The organism is Candidatus Methanosphaera massiliense (genome assembly GCF_028890305.1).
Taxonomy (GTDB): domain Archaea; phylum Methanobacteriota; class Methanobacteria; order Methanobacteriales; family Methanobacteriaceae; genus Methanosphaera; species Methanosphaera massiliense.
In genome coordinates this window covers 1,320,923-1,339,076 of the sequence record NZ_JARBXM010000001.1, presented here as the reverse complement: position 1 = coordinate 1,339,076, position 18,154 = coordinate 1,320,923, and the positions used below count along the sequence as shown (strand labels likewise).

17 protein-coding genes and 1 CRISPR repeat array are annotated in these 18,154 nt (G+C 26.9%); of the genes, 10 read left to right on the top strand and 7 right to left on the bottom strand.

The window, feature by feature from the left end:
- Positions 1-16 precede the first annotated feature (16 nt).
- Positions 17-2,914 carry an Eco57I restriction-modification methylase domain-containing protein gene (locus OTK55_RS06490; protein ID WP_274871327.1) on the bottom strand — a complete coding sequence of 966 codons (2,898 nt, stop codon included), beginning with the start codon at positions 2,912-2,914 and terminating at the stop codon, positions 17-19.
- A gap of 873 nt (positions 2,915-3,787) precedes the next feature.
- Between OTK55_RS06490 and OTK55_RS06485 the strand changes: the two genes are divergently transcribed.
- From OTK55_RS06485 to cas3, 3 genes are all read left to right on the top strand, one after another.
- Entirely contained in the window at positions 3,788-4,201 is a 414-nt protein-coding gene (locus tag OTK55_RS06485) for a hypothetical protein (protein ID WP_274871326.1), read from the top strand.
- A gap of 120 nt (positions 4,202-4,321) precedes the next feature.
- Positions 4,322-5,015: direct repeats of the CRISPR family, unit length 29 nt; unit sequence CTTTAAAATAGACTTAATAGTATAGAAAC.
- Positions 5,016-5,194: 179 nt separating this feature from the next.
- Positions 5,195-6,100, top strand: coding sequence for a CRISPR-associated endonuclease Cas3'' (locus OTK55_RS06480; RefSeq protein WP_274871324.1), 906 nt, complete (start codon positions 5,195-5,197; stop codon positions 6,098-6,100).
- Between the two features lie 12 nt (positions 6,101-6,112).
- Positions 6,113-7,510 carry a CRISPR-associated helicase Cas3' gene (gene cas3 / locus OTK55_RS06475; RefSeq protein WP_326520471.1) on the top strand — a complete coding sequence of 466 codons (1,398 nt, stop codon included), beginning with the start codon at positions 6,113-6,115 and terminating at the stop codon, positions 7,508-7,510.
- 25 nt (positions 7,511-7,535) lie between these two features.
- Here the strand turns inward: cas3 and OTK55_RS06470 are convergent, their stop codons facing one another.
- Positions 7,536-7,958, bottom strand: coding sequence for a hypothetical protein (locus OTK55_RS06470; protein WP_274871323.1), 423 nt, complete (start codon positions 7,956-7,958; stop codon positions 7,536-7,538).
- Positions 7,959-8,150: 192 nt separating this feature from the next.
- Here OTK55_RS06470 and OTK55_RS06465 point away from each other — a divergent pair, with 192 nt between their 5' ends.
- The 3 genes from OTK55_RS06465 to OTK55_RS06455 all read left to right on the top strand — a co-directional run bounded on the left by OTK55_RS06465 (position 8,151) and on the right by OTK55_RS06455 (position 9,987).
- Positions 8,151-8,897, top strand: a complete 747-nt coding sequence (locus tag OTK55_RS06465) for a hypothetical protein (protein WP_274871322.1) — start codon at positions 8,151-8,153, stop codon at positions 8,895-8,897.
- 354 nt (positions 8,898-9,251) lie between these two features.
- Entirely contained in the window at positions 9,252-9,458 is a 207-nt protein-coding gene (locus OTK55_RS06460; protein ID WP_274871321.1) for a hypothetical protein, read from the top strand.
- Positions 9,448-9,987 (top strand): exonuclease/endonuclease/phosphatase family protein, encoded by a 540-nt coding sequence (locus OTK55_RS06455; protein WP_274871320.1) that lies wholly within the window; start codon positions 9,448-9,450, stop codon positions 9,985-9,987. Before OTK55_RS06460 ends, OTK55_RS06455 begins: the two co-directional genes overlap by 11 nt.
- A gap of 98 nt (positions 9,988-10,085) precedes the next feature.
- Here the strand turns inward: OTK55_RS06455 and OTK55_RS06450 are convergent, their stop codons facing one another.
- Both OTK55_RS06450 and OTK55_RS06445 read right to left on the bottom strand, forming a co-directional pair.
- Complete coding sequence (locus tag OTK55_RS06450; protein WP_274871319.1) at positions 10,086-11,186, bottom strand: acyltransferase; 1,101 nt, start codon at positions 11,184-11,186, stop codon at positions 10,086-10,088.
- Between the two features lie 859 nt (positions 11,187-12,045).
- Positions 12,046-13,047 carry an Ig-like domain repeat protein gene (locus OTK55_RS06445; protein ID WP_274871318.1) on the bottom strand — a complete coding sequence of 334 codons (1,002 nt, stop codon included), beginning with the start codon at positions 13,045-13,047 and terminating at the stop codon, positions 12,046-12,048.
- 213 nt (positions 13,048-13,260) lie between these two features.
- Here OTK55_RS06445 and OTK55_RS06440 point away from each other — a divergent pair, with 213 nt between their 5' ends.
- A complete protein-coding gene (locus tag OTK55_RS06440; RefSeq protein WP_274871317.1) occupies positions 13,261-13,731 on the top strand; it encodes a hypothetical protein in 471 nt (156 codons plus the stop codon).
- Positions 13,732-13,770: 39 nt separating this feature from the next.
- Complete coding sequence (locus OTK55_RS06435; protein ID WP_274871316.1) at positions 13,771-14,793, top strand: hypothetical protein; 1,023 nt, start codon at positions 13,771-13,773, stop codon at positions 14,791-14,793.
- Between the two features lie 155 nt (positions 14,794-14,948).
- Here OTK55_RS06435 and OTK55_RS08620 read toward each other — a convergent pair whose 3' ends face one another.
- Together OTK55_RS08620 and OTK55_RS06430 are read right to left on the bottom strand one after the other, a co-directional pair.
- A complete protein-coding gene (locus OTK55_RS08620) occupies positions 14,949-15,107 on the bottom strand; it encodes a zinc-ribbon domain-containing protein (RefSeq protein ID WP_407652438.1) in 159 nt (52 codons plus the stop codon).
- Positions 15,088-16,083: a hypothetical protein gene (locus OTK55_RS06430; protein ID WP_274871315.1), complete on the bottom strand. Its 996-nt coding sequence runs from the start codon at positions 16,081-16,083 to the stop codon at positions 15,088-15,090. Before OTK55_RS06430 ends, OTK55_RS08620 begins: the two co-directional genes overlap by 20 nt.
- 44 nt (positions 16,084-16,127) lie before the next feature.
- Here OTK55_RS06430 and OTK55_RS06425 point away from each other — a divergent pair, with 44 nt between their 5' ends.
- Entirely contained in the window at positions 16,128-16,676 is a 549-nt protein-coding gene (locus OTK55_RS06425; protein ID WP_274871314.1) for a hypothetical protein, read from the top strand.
- A gap of 624 nt (positions 16,677-17,300) precedes the next feature.
- On the opposite strand, the gene OTK55_RS06420 is transcribed toward OTK55_RS06425, so the two are convergent.
- Positions 17,301-17,699, bottom strand: coding sequence for a winged helix-turn-helix transcriptional regulator (locus tag OTK55_RS06420; RefSeq protein ID WP_274871313.1), 399 nt, complete (start codon positions 17,697-17,699; stop codon positions 17,301-17,303).
- A gap of 194 nt (positions 17,700-17,893) precedes the next feature.
- On the opposite strand from OTK55_RS06420, the gene OTK55_RS06415 reads away from it, so the two are divergent.
- Complete coding sequence (locus tag OTK55_RS06415) at positions 17,894-18,091, top strand: hypothetical protein (RefSeq protein ID WP_274871312.1); 198 nt, start codon at positions 17,894-17,896, stop codon at positions 18,089-18,091.
- The last annotated feature ends 63 nt before the right edge of the window (positions 18,092-18,154 follow it).

Below are 18,154 nucleotides of genomic sequence, written 5' to 3'. Positions count from 1 at the left end.
GAATGTGATGTATATGTTATTGTAATTCATCTTCGATAAGTTGTATTTCTCCTGGTGTTAATTCATATAATTCATATATTTTATTATTAACTTCTTTTTCTAGTAGTGTTATTCTCTGCTGTATCTCTTTTTTTTGTAGTGGTGTTTTAACAACGTCTAACTTTTCATATAATGATTGTATGTTTAACGTATATTTTCCGATTTCGTCTTGTTTTTCAGGAGTAACTACAGGAATAGGTAATTGTTCAACATATGTTTTTCGATATTCAAAACCTTTTTTAGATAAAGAATTCGCTATTAATCTAATTAACCAATATAAAGTATTTGAGTTTAATAATGAAGTTAAATATGGCATAGATATTGTTTCAGAGTGCATTATAAATGATGTTGCATCCGCATAATATTTATTTTTATCGTAATAAAATTGGGGTTTTTGTGCAATCCGACTATAGATTATTTTAGGAATTTCAAAAACATCATAATAAGTACAATTTCTTAAATTAAACCATTTATCCCCTTTATCATATCTCTTTTTTAATTTATCTTCAAATTGAGTTAAATATTCAAAAATATCAGGGTATTCTTTTTTAATATTTATTCCATTAGCTGTACATAATACATACAAATTATCAAATTTTAAATTATATGTTGATAAATTTTTTCCTTTTATTATTGGTTTAATTAATTCCTTATTTTTAATATTTTTAGAAATTAATTCCTTTTTGGTAGTTTCATTAACATAAAATGCTTCATTACAACCTGTAACTAATCCTCTATAAATCTTAATATGTTTAATTGTTTTAATTGTAGTTTTCATATCTAATAATTTATTCTTTAACTTAATTACTTCCGGAGGTTTTATAGCCCAACTTTTATCAGTTAATAAGGTTTGGTTTAAAAAATATTTATTATTATTAATTGATATTTTATGATTTTCTTTTGGTTTTTTATTTTGAACAATAATAATACTTGTGTCTACTGTTGCTTTAAAGACTTTTTTACATTCGTTGTATCTAATTATTGTAGTGTCAGATGTTAATTTATTTCGTAATCCTTTTCCATATTTTGTTCTTGTATAAGTATTTGAACATATATATCCTAAATACCCTCCTTGTTTTAGTAGTTTAAGTGATTTTTCAAAGAAGTATACATATTTATCTGATTCTCCAGTGTATATATCATAATGATCTTTTAGATATTCTTTCATATCTTTTATAGATTCTTGTCGAACGAATGGAGGATTGCCTATAATAATATCAAATCCTCCTTTGTCAAATACCTCTTTAAATTCAAATTCATAATTAAAAGGATGTTCCATATTCGGTTTATCTATATCTTTGTATTCTTTATCATATACATCCATGCTTACAAGAGAGTTACCACATTTAATATTATCATTTAAATTGGGTAATGCTCTTTCATGGAATAATGTTCTTTGTTGTTGTAATTCATCTTTAAACTGATCTTCCAGTACTTTAAGTAATAAACTTAGTTTAGTTACTTCTATTGCAAGAGGATCTATATCTACTCCATAAATATTGTTTTTTAAAATTCTTTTCTTTTCTCGTATAGTTAAATAATAATTTCCATTTTTTTCATATACTACTTCTTTTGGTGTTTTAACTTCTGGTTTAAGATAATAATTTAAATGATAATCTAATAAATATGTGTAAGCTCTTAATAAGAAACTACCTGACCCACATGATGGATCCAATATTTTTATTTTACTTATTTCCTCGGGTGTTTTATCATCAATCAATAAACCTATAGTATTTTCCACTATATATTTAGTTACCTTTTGTGGAGTATAATAAACACCTCCAACTTTCTTAATTTCAGGTCTTTCTTCTACTTTTGCATGATGTCCAGGGGTTAATCTAATTGTTTTTCCTAAGAATTGTTCATATACTTGTCCTAATATTTCAATAGGTAACACTTTAAATTCATAGGGACTATTAGGATAATAAAGATTAGAAAATATTTCTTTAAATATCTTATCATCAATATTTAAACTAAGCGTGTAAGTATCTACTGTAAAATCATTATCGTTTTCTGTTGTAAAATGAAAAAGTCCACTATTATACTCCGAATCTGCTTTTTTACATAGTTTACAGAAATTATGATAAATATCCTCTTTTTCTAATAGTTTTTTTAACGTTTCATATCTTTCTATTCCTCTATCTTCTGCTATTCTTAGAAATATTATACGATCAATTATAAGTTGCACAGCATAGTTTAGTTCTTCAACTGTTAATTCACTGTTTCTAAGTGCTATATTTTTAGCTAATATTTCTCTCCATTGTTCTATCTCTTTAAGGAATTCCGCATCTACCCTAGTAGTTCCCTTTTTAATACCTTCATGTCCAGATATATAATTATCAAATTTTCCTTGTAGTACAGCATCTTTACTAAATAGATTATAAATTTCATCCCATTTATCAATATATTCTGAATAATGATAAAATTTAATTCTACCAATACTTGCACTTTGATTTTTATCAGGTTTAGTGGTTGTTTCATATACTGCAAGTGTTTCAAAATCAGTGAGAATACATAAATCTAGTCCTGCACTCCATCCATATCTTCTTATTTGGAATGCTGGATTTTTATCTGTTTCTATTTCTACACTTGGTTTTTTTGCTTCTACAAAAAATTTGGGTGTTCCACCAATTCTGAAAGCATAGTCTGGTGCTTTTGTTTTATTTCCAATTTTAATGCTATTTTCAAATTCTACATCTTTATATAGGGGGGACCTTTTTTGTTTATTATGTACGTCCCATCCCAAAGCTTCAAAGAAGGGGTTAATAAAGTCAATTTTAGTATTTTCTTCATCATATTGTGTAGCATCTTTGTAAAGATGTTCATTTCTTTTAAATGTTTTGACTAAGTCTATTATTTCTTGTGGTGCAGACATAAAATGTATTTCCCCTAAAAAAGTATAATTAATTATTAGTTATTATATTTAGAATTTTTAATTCTTTTGGTAATTTAAAAACGTTACATATAATTATGAGGGGGAATAATTTTTTTCTAAGAGAAATTCATTTCTCATTTAACACCTATTTGAATAACTAGACCAAAATCACTTAAAGTATAAATAATAATTTTAATTAATTTATTTTTTTATCTATTTTCAATTAACCCCTAGATAAAAAAAAGAAAATAATCAAAGAAGAAAAAACACGCCCCTCTCAAAAGAAATCGACATACAATACATACGAGAAAACAAGGAAGAATGAATAAAAAATGGATTGTAAAAAAGTAAAGTAAATTTGTTATTTTTTTAAAAATAGAGTTATAGAACTTAATTAAGTACCCAAACATTTATATACTATCAAAACATATTATTATATAGAAAGCTAAAAAGAAAGCATGAAAATAAGTATTGAGTTAATTCTTATACTCATAGCATTCACTATTGCAAAAACAGTGAAAATAACGATAACTTATGAGTATAAGAAGAGCAAAAAGAAGTAAAGGGGGACATCCCTTTACTTATCCTAATATAATGTATATCATTAATTCATATTTATAAATACTCATAATAAAAAAAAAGATGCTAAAACCACATGAAAATTACACATAAAAAAAAAGGAGATGAAAATTAATGATTAAAAATATTAAAATTCCATTAAAAAAAGGGACAATTACCATTAAAATCAAATTAACCCCGCCACATCAAATAATTAAAGAGGATTGGACTAAATTAAAAAAGATTATACAAAATCTTTTTTAAATTTTCTTCCATTTTTTTCATACATTGTCAAGAATAAAAGGAGACATTATAATGGATTATACATTTAAAATAACTGAAAATGGGTTTACTGTTGAAATAGAAACAAAAATAATAAAAATAAAAAACAAACAAAGAAAAAAAGATAAAAAAAATGAATTTTACATTAATAATAGTTATTATATTAAATTACCTTCTGCTATCATAGAATATTATAATACAAAAAAATTATACGTAGAACAATTGAGTAGTACAATGTATAAATTATCCACAAGGGAGTCCATCAATAGTACAGCTACAACAATAAAAGAAAATAAAAACAATAATTACAAGGAATACCGTTTAAGATTAATAAAAAAATATTTTAAATTCCTTGATGATACATATAGTATTAATTCAAAAGTAAAACTCACCTGTTATGCAAATAATACAAATAATGACCTAATAACACTTTTAGAGATTATATAACCCCCCCCCCCTATTCTTTTTCACTTTTTTTTTCATACATTTTTTTTTTGAGTGACGTTTTTAAAAACGTCACTGGTATTATTGAGGAAGGTTGTTTAAGTATTCTCCTTAATATTTTCTCTTTAAAATAGACTTAATAGTATAGAAACATGGTGGGTAGGTTGGGTGAGTGAATGGTGATAGATACTTTAAAATAGACTTAATAGTATAGAAACGACTATGCATATAAAGATAAGGATAATTATGCAGGTCCTTTAAAATAGACTTAATAGTATAGAAACTGATTTTTGTCCAAACAATGCTTATCTTAAAGATTCCCTTTAAAATAGACTTAATAGTATAGAAACCTCTATCTTGTAATGCTGTGAAGTCCTCTTTTGAAACACTTTAAAATAGACTTAATAGTATAGAAACAAGATAGAATAAAAGTTTATTCAGTTGCAACAACAAACTTTAAAATAGACTTAATAGTATAGAAACCTAGTCGACATAATTCATCCATACCTACAAATCCACTTTAAAATAGACTTAATAGTATAGAAACACATATGCGAATAAGAAAAAAATGGACTAATTGGAACTGACTTTAAAATAGACTTAATAGTATAGAAACCTATTTCATTAGTGTATTGTTTCGTGTAATACTTGTATTTCTTTAAAATAGACTTAATAGTATAGAAACCAGAATCACCAGTTTTTAAAAGTAAATATTGATTCTCCTTTAAAATAGACTTAATAGTATAGAAACTGAAAAAAAGGATAGGGTGTGTGTGGTGTACCTCCCCCTTTAAAATAGACTTAATAGTATAGAAATTTGATTACATTTTTTCCAATAAAATAATAGAACTTATTTTTGATAAATGAAAGGATATTGACGTTGACTTAAAATTCAAGTTGACGTCATATATTATTTTTTTAGATGACTTTTTTTCATAGTATATTAATTAGATATGATATAATAGTATATAATTAGTAAATTTCATGGTGAATATATTGCCAGATAGTATTAATGATTATTATTCTCATACTGATAAGAGGCTTGTTGATCATCTTTTGAATGTTGCTGTTAATTCTAGACGTATTATTGAGGAATTAGCTGTTGAAAATAAGGAGCTATTCATGGATCTTAGTTTTCTTATTGGTATATGTCATGATTTTGCTAAGAGTACTACTTTTTTTCAGGATTACTTATTTAGTGATGACCCTGTATATAATAATGATAGTAAGGGTCATGGTCGTTTATCTGCTATTTTTGGATATTATGTTATAAAGAATTATTTTAGAAAATCAGAGGATACTAAATTTTATCCTATATTAGCTTATATTGTGATTAACAGACATCATGGTGATTTGATTGATGTAAAGGGTATTCTTGGTGAAACTAAGATCCTAAATCAGGAGCATGTCACACTTCTTCAGATTAAAAACTTGAAAAATCAGAAGTATACTCATAGATTTCAGAATCTTAGAAAGTTTTATAAGGCATATAATATTAGTGTTAATGATTTTATTGGCAAATATGAGTTAGTTAAGCAATATATTATCTGTGATTTAAAGCTTCTTAGTGGTGATATGAATTTAATCAATTATGAAGAATTAATATTCTTATATTCTGTTCTTCTTGATGCTGATAAGTTTGATGCATCAAATACTAGTATGCATCTAAGAAAACATGTTTCACCGGAGATTATGAGTAGTTATGTATCAGCGTATCATGATTATTCATCAAATATAAGTAGTATCAGGGATGATGCATATAATGAAATTAACGCTTATACTAGTAAGTTAGATTTAAAAAATAAAATCTATTCATTAACTTTACCAACAGGTATGGGAAAAACAATTGATATAATATCCTTTTCTTTAAAATTACGTGAAAAAATAGAAAAAGAGAAATGATTTACTCCCAGAATTATATACACATTACCATTTCTTAGTATAATTGATCAGAATGCATCTGTAATAGAAGATATCCTATATAATTCAGATATACGAGGAGTTGATTATCTTCAGAAACATACCTCATTATCAGATAGTAATTATACTCCCTCCGAGAATGATTTTGTAAAAGAACAATCACCAGAACTTCTTATTGATGGATGGTACTCCGAGATTATTATTACAACTTTCATCCAATTATTTTATTCACTGATAAGTGATAAAAACAAGTCACTAAGGAAATTTCATAACATAACAAATTCCATAATAATCCTAGATGAAGTACAAACAATACCACCAAAATACTGGTACCTACTAAAAACAATATTCATCGACCTTGCTAGATATTATAACACATGGATAATCTTCATGAGTGCAACACAACCACTAATTTTTAATCCTAAAGAAATCAGTGAAATAATAACAGATAAAGACAAATACTTCCAACAACTAGACAGAGTAAACTACTACTTCCACAATAACAAAATACCATTAACCACATTTGCCCATAATATGGTTACAAAAATAAAAAACAATATAAACAAAGACGTGATGTTTGTATTAAACACAACAGAATCCTCAAAATACCTTTATGACTACTTAAAACAAAATCTTAATAATAGTTTCCAATTAATATACTTGTCAACAAACCTAATACCACTAGACAGGTTAGATAGAATAAATAGGATTAATACAAAAACAAGTAAGCAAAAGATAATAGTAACAACACAGCTAATCGAGGCAGGAGTAGATATCGACGTTGACATAATTTACCGTGACCAGGCTCCAATAGATAGTATAATACAAACAGCCGGAAGATGTAACAGAAACAACAACCACGAAAAAGGTGAAGTACACCTAGTAAAACTAACCGATAATAAGGGTAATACATACTCAACAATATACAGCCAAACACTAATTAAAGCAACAGAGGAACTAACAAGAAATATTAACATAATCTCAGAAAAAGAGTTCAACATGAAAATACCCGAATTATACCATGAGAAAGTAAAAGAATCAATATCACAGGAAGAATCATATAGATTAATGGAAAAAATAGAGAAGCTAGAACTAAGAAATCTGCAAGACGACTTCAGATTAATCGAAGACACGGATAAACTAGTAGACGTATTCATAGAAAAAGACGAAAAAGCAAAGGAGATCTGGAATAAATACAGGATTATAAGAGAAACAAATAATAGAGAGGAATTTAAGAAAATAAAACCAGAATTCTATAACTACGTCATACAAATCTACAAAGATAAACTAGGAAACAATGAATATGATGAAAAAAGAGGAATAGGATACATATCACATGATAATATAAAAGATAGTTATGACGAGGAAACAGGATACATAAATGAAAAATAAATGAAAAGGAAAATATTTTTTTTATCTAGTATCCATATGTTACTATATGACCACTAGAATCAGCAATTCGGAAATAGCCATCATCATAATGAATTTTATGTAAGCCGTTTCCCATATTTTCTCTAGAGACTTCATGTTCACTTGGATCCCAACCATCAATTACTTCATCTTCTAGATATGGGGACTTATATTGATCAGAATAACTTGAACCTGACCTCGCGTTACTTTGTGAACTACTTGAACTAGAGCTATTGGAACTAGTGTGAGTAGTATTTGACTGATTTGTTGTATTATTTACACTACTATTAGTTATATTTGTTGTGTTATTTGTAGTATTATTAGAATTATCATTAATCATTATATAAGTTACAGTCGCAGCTATTATAACAACACAAATAACAACAGTAACACAAATCATTATTAAATTGTTTCTTCTTATAATTACCACCCTCCTGTTTTTTTTATTATATTCTTATATATTATTTTGTAGTTTTCATAATAAAAAAATTTATTTATTAAAAATAGAGCAAGATTATAAATATAATGGAGGAATAAATGAAATATATGAACTAATAGATTCGTTGAATTCTTTTTAATTCTAAACATGAATTAAAACAAAAGAAATTAGGAGAAATCCAAAATGAGAACAAAAAACATAGTGGTATTACTAATATTAGTAATATTACTCTGTACTATTAGTGCAGGAGCATATTACACACTTCAGCCACAATATAAGACAATATCAATGAGTGGAATAACATTAGAAGTACCAAGTAGTAATGCATCCGTACAAAATAATAGTGCAAACTATAATTCATACAGTGACTCAAAAAATAATCTAAGCATAAAATCATGGTCTGTAAGAGATACAAACGATATTAACGGATCATTACAGGCAGGTTGGGATATTGGTACACAACAAAGCTCCAATATAGGTTCAAACATCACATATGATAATATATCAGTATATAACAAAAGTGGAACATACACATACTACGAAGAGGATATTCAGAAAAACTATATGATAGTAATAACAGGAACAGACATAAATCAGGTGACACATGCAGTAAAAACAATGAATAAAACAGGAATACCTCAGATTGCTTCAAATTCCTCAATAACTAACATGACAAGTCAGATGAAGGATACAAGTATTAATGACTTATCTAATAATCAGGAAATAAACAAGAAAACAAACGATAACAATAATAATATAGACCCTGATTACGACCCAAAACGTGATGCTAGTCATCAACATGCAAGTGTGGATCATCCAGTGACAGTTCAACAGGATGATGGTGAATACACTTATTATGGACCCGGACATTACGATTATTATGGTGGAGATAATCATATGTCAGGTGAATACTACAAAAGTCGTAAATAACTCATTTCTCCATTTAACCTTACTTTTTTTATTTTTAATTAAACAATTTTAATTCATTAGATAAGTAATTGATAATTTAAAACCTTTTTTTAGTTTATATTAAAAAACTATTAATCATGAATGTATATATTTTTCGAGTATTTTTTTGTTATATAATAAATCAAGAGGGGATATCTTAGGGATTATATTAGCCTCTATTATTTTTTTAAAAGATAACTATTCTACTATTAATAAGCAGAGAAACATTATACTTATGTAAATAAATTGTAACAAATAATTATTTAAAAATCATGAATTTAAAAAAGAATAAATAAAAAATGAGTTATATATTTACTTAAATAAGAGTGAAATTATATGAAAATTATTAGTTGGAATTGTAACCGAGCCTTTCGTAATAAATATAAAAAAGTTTTAAAATATAATGCAGATATTTATATAATTTCTGAAGCTGAAAGACCGGAGAAATACGCTCATCAATCTAAGTATAAAGAATATCTTGACATTATTTCAAATCATTACTGGATTGGTTCTTATAGAGATGGAAAATTATATGAAGATTAAAGGATTACTAATTTTTGCAAAAAAAGATATCGCCTTAAAAAACAACTTCTGGAATTCAAAACATGAATTATTTTTATCAATTAATGTTAATAATTATTTTGATTTAGTGGGTGTATGGACACAAAATAATACAAAGTTAAACTCATATTACGTTGAAGAAATGATAGCCTATCTTAGAATATTTGAAGAAAAAATAAAAAAATCAGGAAAAATTATATTCTGTGGAGATTTTAACAGTAATAAAATTTGGGATAAGAATAATGGAAAGGGTCATATGGACATGGTTAAACTATTTAATTCAATGAATTTAAAAAGTATATATCATGAATTATCTCAAGAGGAAGAAGGAAAAGAATCCGTTCCTACATTTTATCAATATTTTCATAAAGATAAACCTTACCACATAGATTATGTGTTTTCAACACCTAATTTAGTAAAAACATTATCAATTGGATCTTATGAAGAATTTGTGGGCTGTGAAAATATGAAAAGTGATCATGTTCCACTTATTTTTGAAATAAAACTATGATTTAAATGTACAATATCTTATAGATTATATAAAATTTTTATAAGAAATGTCTAATAATAAAAAAAAGGAGGGAGAAGATAATTTTAAATATTTTTTTTTTAATCGTATCCTATATATTTTGTTGGGACTCCTACTTTTTTTAGTAATAGTATTATAAACCAGCTTGTTAGTAGTATTATGATTGTGAGTATTATTGTTCCGTATGCCTCGTTTATTGAATAGGGGCTGATTAGTGTTGTTAGTATTATTATAAGTGATTGATGTGTAAGGTATATTCCATAGCATGACCTGCTTATTGATGTTGTGAATTTCATTATCCATCTGTTTTCTAGTACGTGTTTTATTGGTATTAAGAGTCCTGTTACGTTCATGTTGATGTATTTGAATACAAGGAATAATCCTATGGCTTGTAATACTACTATTAGACTTACGTCTAGGTAGGAGTGTGTGAAGAAATTATAATGATGTAGTAGTATAGTGAATGTGTAGTGGTTGATTACTACAGCGTTGTATATAATTATAATTGATGTTAATAGAAATATTATGAATCCTATTGTTACTATTTTGTTGTGTGATAGTTTTATTTCCTTGTTTTCAAAATAGTATCCTGCAAATACGTATATTAGTGGTCCTATGAAGAATGTGAGGTTGAAGTAGCTGGGTGTGTTGTAGTATGCTAGTGCCTGATATATTATTGATGCTATTACTCCTAGTATTAGGTAGTATGCTGCTCCTTTTAGTTTCCATGATCTGATAAATTCACTTAGGATTGGTAGTGATAGATATATTCCTAGTAACATCCATGCATACCAGTGTTGTTTCATGAAATTTAGATAGAACTGGTATAATGTAGCTGTAGTTAGTATAAATCCGTTATTGTTTATTGTTGCTATAATAGCCATTACTGTGTTCCATATAAGGAATGGTATTAGTATGCGTATGAAGTCTGTTTTTAGGAAGTTTTTTATATCAGTGTAGTCTCTTTCTAACATTAGTAATCCTAGAAGCATTAGAAATACTGGTACTCCAAATGCAAATGATGTGAATAATACATATTCTTCTAATGTCGCCGAGTTTTGAAATCTGAATGTGAATGCTACATTTATTAGTATTAGCCATATTATGCTTAGTGTTCTTAATTGGTCTACATATGTAATTCGTTCATTTACTACATGATTTTCATTATTGTTTTTAAACATTGATATCAATTCTTCATTATTAATTTTAAAATGTATAGATTAATATTATTAATTAAATATGCTACTTGTATTAAAAGGTTATGGTAATACTTTTTAAATTGTAAGATAAAGTTAATTTTACTTAAAAAAATAACCACCCTAATATAATATTTAATCAATTAAAATTTAATTAACCTAAATAGTATAATTATAAAAAAAAGTATTAGAAAGAGTTATTAATGGTAATTGAATTTACATAGATAAGTAAGTTATTTATGATATTTTTCCATGATAAAAATCAATTTTTTATAGCTACATGCACATGTATTAACTCATTTTTCACTGTTTAATAGTATTTTTTAAATTGAAGTAATTTTTTAATATAATCTAATCAATTAATAATTTAAAATATATAAAAAATCATAATTTTAATATCTTTTTTATGAAAATTTATGTAGAATTGTAAATTTTTAGGAGTTGATTTTTTTTCATCAATTATAATCTTCTTAGAATATGTTTTTTAATATATTACATGTACATGTACTATAATATTTTTACTATTTTAGTAAGGTTTAAATTTTTGGATAAATATTTTGGATTTTTGGGGATTATATTGGAATTGGTATTGAGTTGATTTTTTCTATTTTCATGTTTATTGTGTAACGTGTTGTATTATTTTTGTTATTTTTTTTGTAGAGTTGAGTGTTGATTTTTTGTGATAATCTTTTTCTTTTTATTTTTTTAGGAGTATGATATTTTTTGTCATGTTTATATTCTATTATTTTTTCTATTTTCTATCAGTTATTATTTTTATTGAATTTTTTATTACTTTTTTGTTTTACAACATTTGTCTAAAATTAGTTCGTTTGTAATAAAATTTTTAGGTGGTGAGTTGTTTTCTATTTTTGTATTTGTTGTTGTGGGTGTCGCTAAAGAGGGTTGTGTAGGTGAGGGTTTCACCTACACGGGCTGTGGTGTTGTTTGCTGTTATTTTGATGGTTGTTTGTGGCTGGTCTTTGATTGTTATTGTGAATTGTTTTGTGGTGTCTTGGTAGCTTCCTGTTGGATCATGGTATGTTGCTTGTATATTGTATGTTCCAGCTTTATTGTACTTGTGGTTTAGGACTGCTTGTCCGTTTGTGATTTTACTGACTGATAGTGTTTTGCCGTTACTAGTGAACGTTACTTGTCCTTTTTTTATGTCCTTGTTGTTGGCATCTTGTATTTTGATGCTTATCGTGTTTGTTTCATTTATAATTGCTATTTGTTTTTGTGGTATGATGTTTACTAGTTGTTTGTCTGTTATGCTGGCACTTTTCAGGTTTTTATTGTTTGCTTGTATGTTGATTGTGGTGTTGTTTCTTGCTCCTGTGAATGCTCCTCTCTGTCCTGTTACCAGTGTTATGTTGTGGAGTCCAGATTTTAGTGTCTTGTTTAGTGTTATGTCTATTTGACCATCAGTGATGGTGTGGTATTGTGGTGTGTCACTTGTGGTTTTTATTGTTATTCCGTCGATTTTTACAATTGCCTTGTTGGTACCTGTTAGTCTATGTCCTGCCGCGTCTTGTAGTGTACCGGTTAGTTTAATGTTTTTACTATTTGTTTGTGGAGTGTTTAGCTGTATTTGTGTCTTTGTTGGTGTTACGTTGAATGTATTGTTTGCCTGACTTCTTACATATGTATTGTTTACCAGTAGTGCTGTTATTGTATGTTCTCTTGCTGAGTATTGGTGTCCTATGGTGTATGTGTAGTTTGCATTGTTGTCTGTTATTTTTGCTTGTATTGTCTGGTTGTTTGCATCTTTTAGTGTTAGGCCATCTATCTTGAAGATTACATATCCTTCTACTTTTCTATTTGGATCTTTTTTGTCCTTGATTGTCACAGTTATTGTTAGTTTTTGGTCTACTTCTACTGTGGTGTCGGTGTTTATGCTTAGTTTGGCTTGTCTTTGTTTAAGATTTAACAGTGGCGTGTTGCTTGTGTTTCCATAGTATTCTTCGTTTCCCTCGTAGGTTGCACTTAGTTTGTAGGTTTTGGCTGTGTATGTTGTTGGTATGGTGTAGTTTATCGTTGCAACTCCACCGGTTACTCTTCAGTGACAAAGACTCCCTACTATCATACCATATACATGAACATATTAAATAAGTCATTATCTGTAAAGCGTGGAAGCAGTACTGATATAAATGCAACACTAACCTGTTATAGCCGCAACATAACCGAAGACATCAACGCAACCATTAACCTTAATGCTACCTGGGGAACAGTAGTATACACGCAGAATGTAACATTCCACAATGGAGTATTAAACACTAAGCTATCCATACCAAAGGACTTTGAACTCTTCACATTTGAAGGACGAGAAATAACACGATACACACTAACAATCAATACCAGGCAGAGTAAAAACTTCAAAGAAACCAGTCAATCTGCAACGGTTAATATAGGTGAGTATACTAAATTATACCAGAAAACACTATGGGGATACAAAAATGCAAACGTAACATTCAACAGCACACTACAAGATGCAGACGGAAAACAAGTAACAACCAATACAACAGCAAATTGATATATACACACTAAAAGACAATAAATACAACCTAAAGACATGCTTCAATGCAGTATAATAAAAGGTAAACTAGAATACACCTATAAAATACCAGCAACACTAACAGATAACACTTACACTGTAAATATTACAGCAGGCAGTAACAATGACTATGCAGGATGTTATAAAACAGTGAAACATGACACTAAACAATCGTCGAACTACATAACAGCATCCAACATCCAATCATACATCGACTCCAACGTAATAGTTAATGGAACAGTCATGGATTCAATAACAAGAAGCAAGGCAAATATAAATACACAAGTTGACATACTAATAGACAACAAAAAAATAGCAACAGTAAATGCTACAAAAGGAACATTCAAATACACACTAAAAAACAACTACGCCAAAGGACAGCACAACATCACATACAACTATAAAGGAGATGATATATACAACACTACAAGTAGGAGTGTTAACTTTACAAGCAATAAAAACGCACTACGCATAAGAGCAACTCCAATAACTGCAAAAATAGGCAACCTGATAAACATCAAGGCCAATATAACAAACACGACTGGTAACATAGTAAAAGAATCACTTAAAGCAGACATACTATTAAACGGTAAAACAGTAGCAACTGGTATAGACATCACAAATGGAATACTAAGCTATAACTATACCATACCACAAGGCACACAGTCAAACAGTAGAATAACCATAAACATATATGAAAATAGTAAATACAACCCGCGAAATGCAACAACCACATTAAAAATCAGCAAGGACTACCAGTTTATCAACCTGGAAAAAACCACCATCACCACAAGTAAAGGATCAAAGATTAGTATAAATGGTAATATAACAGACAAAAACAGGAACTTATTAGCAGGAACTAAACTAAACATAAAAATAGGTGGCGTGACAATCGCTAACATTACATTAAAAGATGGAAAATTCAACTATGAATACACAGTAACACAAACAAAAGGAACTTATGATGTAACAGTAAAAGCATTAGAAAGTAATGGATACCTATATAATGCAAAACATATGAGTTTGAAAGTAAATAATTAAATTTACTTCTATTTTATTTTTTTATTATACTAAGTATAATACAAAGGCAGATAAAGAACTGATAATTAATATCGTAATGATTATAACTACAACTACTATTGTGATAGTTCCAGCTGTGGAGTTTGTTTGTGGTCTTTGTTGATAGGGAATTTGATTTAAATTCTGTTGATAAGGATTATTTGATTTTGTTGAATATTATTATAAATCAATTCTTCTCCACATTTAATACAAAATCTATTATTGTTATCATTTAAAGTGTAACATTTAGGACATTTTTTTTGACATGATTCACACCTAGTATTGTTCTCCGTTATTATATTTACCCACCATGGTTATACAATCAATTAAAGCATATAACCATAATATTAGTCCAATTATAGCAGGGATAACTAACCAACTTGTTAATGCACAAAATATTTCGACTATTAAAACTATTAAGAATTTTCCCCATTTATTTAAATAAGTATATCCTAACCCTACTAATAAAAGATGAAGGATTATTGCAACTAATACACTCTTTTTGTTCATTGGTACTTGATTATACATTGGGGTTATATAATGATTTAATATGTATTCTATTTTGTTTAATTGATTGTTGTCAATATTTTTTGGATTTATAAAAAAATGAGATCCATTTTTAAGATTGATTATTATTAGTTTTCCCATTATATTTTTCACATCAATACTTTTTAACATAGAATACGGAAGATTTAACTCAAAATAAAAATTATTTATGCTAATATATTCTTTATAAATACCGAATTCACCATCTGCAGTAATATTAATATTATTAACAGAATTTAACTCTTGTTTAATAAAAGTTTCATTACTCAAAGTATATAGTAAATTTTTATTAATTGTTGAACTTGCATTAATAATAAGTGGTAAATTATCTATTTCATTAGATTGATTTTGAGTTTCAATATCACCAGGAATTTTTTCAACTATATTCGGATTTATATTATTAACTGAATTTTGAGGATTCTCTGGAAGTTCAATTGTTTTAAAATTTTCTTTTTTATCATAAGCAATATTTTCTTTAAGAAATACATAAGTTTCATCAAATGTATTTATAGAATCTAATATAACTAAATGGATTATTTCATTGTTTTTTAATTCTATTTCAAAATCTTTTTTATTTATTTCACTTAAAAAAACTGATTTGATAAAATTATATTCTATTTTTCTATTTGTTTGAGATGTGTTAATTTTCAGAAAATCATTATAGATCTCTAATTTACCAATAATATTGTCTTTTTTTATTTTATGGGTGTATTTTAAATTATCCATAATTTTTATTTTGTTATTTAAAATATAAATAAATTAGGGATACTATGAATAAAAGATTAACGATTACTTTAACACTATTTTTAATTATACTTTCATCTACTGTTGTCTCAGCAGGTCTTTTTGATGGTATTGATTCAAGTAGTGATGTAAAAACACACGAATTTAATTATGCTAATAAAGCAGTTTTTAATTTAAATGATGAATTAACGGATAAAACTGGTGTTGAAACTATTTTATTTGGTGAAGGAGTTTCTTACGAATATCCTGCTAAAGAGGGTAAAGAACATGGTTTAGTAAATATGCTTGGAGGATTAGTTTCTTCAGGTAGTAGTGATTGGGTTGAAAGTAAACAAAATACTGCTTATATAGAAGAAATTGAAAGTAATCCAACTTTCCAAGGATATGAAACACATATATTTAAATATGATAATATGGAAGAATATGAAGTTTATATTGATTTAAATAATATGACAATTGTAAAACCAGATGGATTTGAAGAACAATATGATTACTTCAGTGGTACATTCCAAAGCTTAGATGAAGCAAAAATATTTATTCAAACTTTTAAAATTAATGAAGATGTAATCGGATAACTTATTTATAAATTTAAAGTTATCTGTTACTTAATTGTAACATATAATTTATTTTATCAATCTATGTTTGAGTAAATAAAGCTAAACAATTAATAATTTTGTAGCACAATAATTATGTGTAGCACAATAAATTTGATGTATATCCTTTAAAGTTATTATATTATATGAAATAAACTATTATCTGTGTTTGGAAAAAGTCCTTACATAAAAATATAATTAAAAAGAAAGTTATTTTTTAACCTTCTTAATTATAATTTTTATTTTTATTCTCAGGCTGAACACTAAGAATATTATAATTATTTAGAAATTATTCTAGGATTTCTCCTAACACTTTATCACCTCCTTTTATTTGTAGCACATTTATTAATTGTAGCACAATTTTTAATCTATTTTTTATTTTACTTCGTTATAGCTGGGTTTAACGAAGTAAATTTCAATTTTTCATTCAACAGAAATACATGTAAAAAAGTCTTCAAAAACACTATAAATCAACCAATACATATACATCAACTATACTCATTTTAGTATTTTAGTAATTTTTTTATTAAAAATATGTGTAATAATATCTAATAATCTTGCTTTTAAATACTAAACTTTTACATAAAAAAAACAATGAAAAAAATATTAATTATCATCAATATTTAACTTATCCCTAAAATATTCACCAATTTCTTTCTTCTGTTCATCATCATAAATCTTATTATTAATATCCTCATTCAAAGTATACATGGCAAGCTCATAAATAACCTTATTTAAAGCACGACCATGATCAGTAAGATTATAAGAAATATCAACAACACCATCAATATCAGAAATATTCTTCTCAATCAAACCATTTTCTTCCAAATTCTTAAGACAACCAGATAAAACCTTATTAGATAGGCCAGGTTTATCCTCCTTAAACTCACTAAAATGAGTCTTACCAAAAAACATGTCCCTAATAATCTGAATAACCCACTTCTTATTAATTAACTGAATTGCTAATTCCATAGGACATGGAATCTCATCTTTATCATTTGTCATAAAATCTAATCCTTAAATACTATAAAACTTTATATTATTACTACTATTAGATATTATGGTAACTTTTTAGTAACTAAGTAACATTAAGATTACATTTTCTTTAAATAAGAGAAAAATAATATTATAAAATAAGAGTTAGAATTATATGACTCATATTAAAAAAAATAAACTAAATCAAAAGGAGAATTAATACAATGTACAAATTAAACTCTTGGACTAAAAACGCTAATTATTACCAATCAAAAAACTCTAAAAACTACTTAAACACAGCTTGCGGTAGTGAAATCAATACTGCTTGTGGAAGTAAAGTAAGTACAGCATGCGGTAGTGAAGTTAACACAGCTTGTGGAAGCGAAATCAATACTGCATGTGGTAGTGAAATTAACTTATAAATAGTAAAATTAATAATTTTTAATAACTTTTTTCCCTTTTTACATTTTTTTTAACCTATTTTT

What these genes read in the sequence shown, in the direction of transcription:
- OTK55_RS06485 (WP_274871326.1), top strand. Translation starts at nt 3,788, where the DNA reads ATGGATTATACATTTAAAATAACTGAAAATGGGTTTACTGTTGAAATA.
- OTK55_RS06435 (WP_274871316.1), top strand. Translation starts at nt 13,771, where the DNA reads ATGCTTCAATGCAGTATAATAAAAGGTAAACTAGAATACACCTATAAA.
- OTK55_RS06425 (WP_274871314.1), top strand. Translation starts at nt 16,128, where the DNA reads ATGAATAAAAGATTAACGATTACTTTAACACTATTTTTAATTATACTT.
- OTK55_RS06430 (WP_274871315.1), bottom strand. Translation starts at nt 16,083, where the DNA reads ATGGATAATTTAAAATACACCCATAAAATAAAAAAAGACAATATTATT.
- OTK55_RS06465 (WP_274871322.1), top strand. Translation starts at nt 8,151, where the DNA reads ATGAGAACAAAAAACATAGTGGTATTACTAATATTAGTAATATTACTC.
- OTK55_RS06490 (WP_274871327.1), bottom strand. Translation starts at nt 2,914, where the DNA reads ATGTCTGCACCACAAGAAATAATAGACTTAGTCAAAACATTTAAAAGA.
- OTK55_RS06415 (WP_274871312.1), top strand. Translation starts at nt 17,894, where the DNA reads ATGTACAAATTAAACTCTTGGACTAAAAACGCTAATTATTACCAATCA.
- OTK55_RS06460 (WP_274871321.1), top strand. Translation starts at nt 9,252, where the DNA reads ATGAAAATTATTAGTTGGAATTGTAACCGAGCCTTTCGTAATAAATAT.
- OTK55_RS06455 (WP_274871320.1), top strand. Translation starts at nt 9,448, where the DNA reads ATGAAGATTAAAGGATTACTAATTTTTGCAAAAAAAGATATCGCCTTA.
- OTK55_RS06450 (WP_274871319.1), bottom strand. Translation starts at nt 11,186, where the DNA reads ATGTTTAAAAACAATAATGAAAATCATGTAGTAAATGAACGAATTACA.
- OTK55_RS06420 (WP_274871313.1), bottom strand. Translation starts at nt 17,699, where the DNA reads ATGACAAATGATAAAGATGAGATTCCATGTCCTATGGAATTAGCAATT.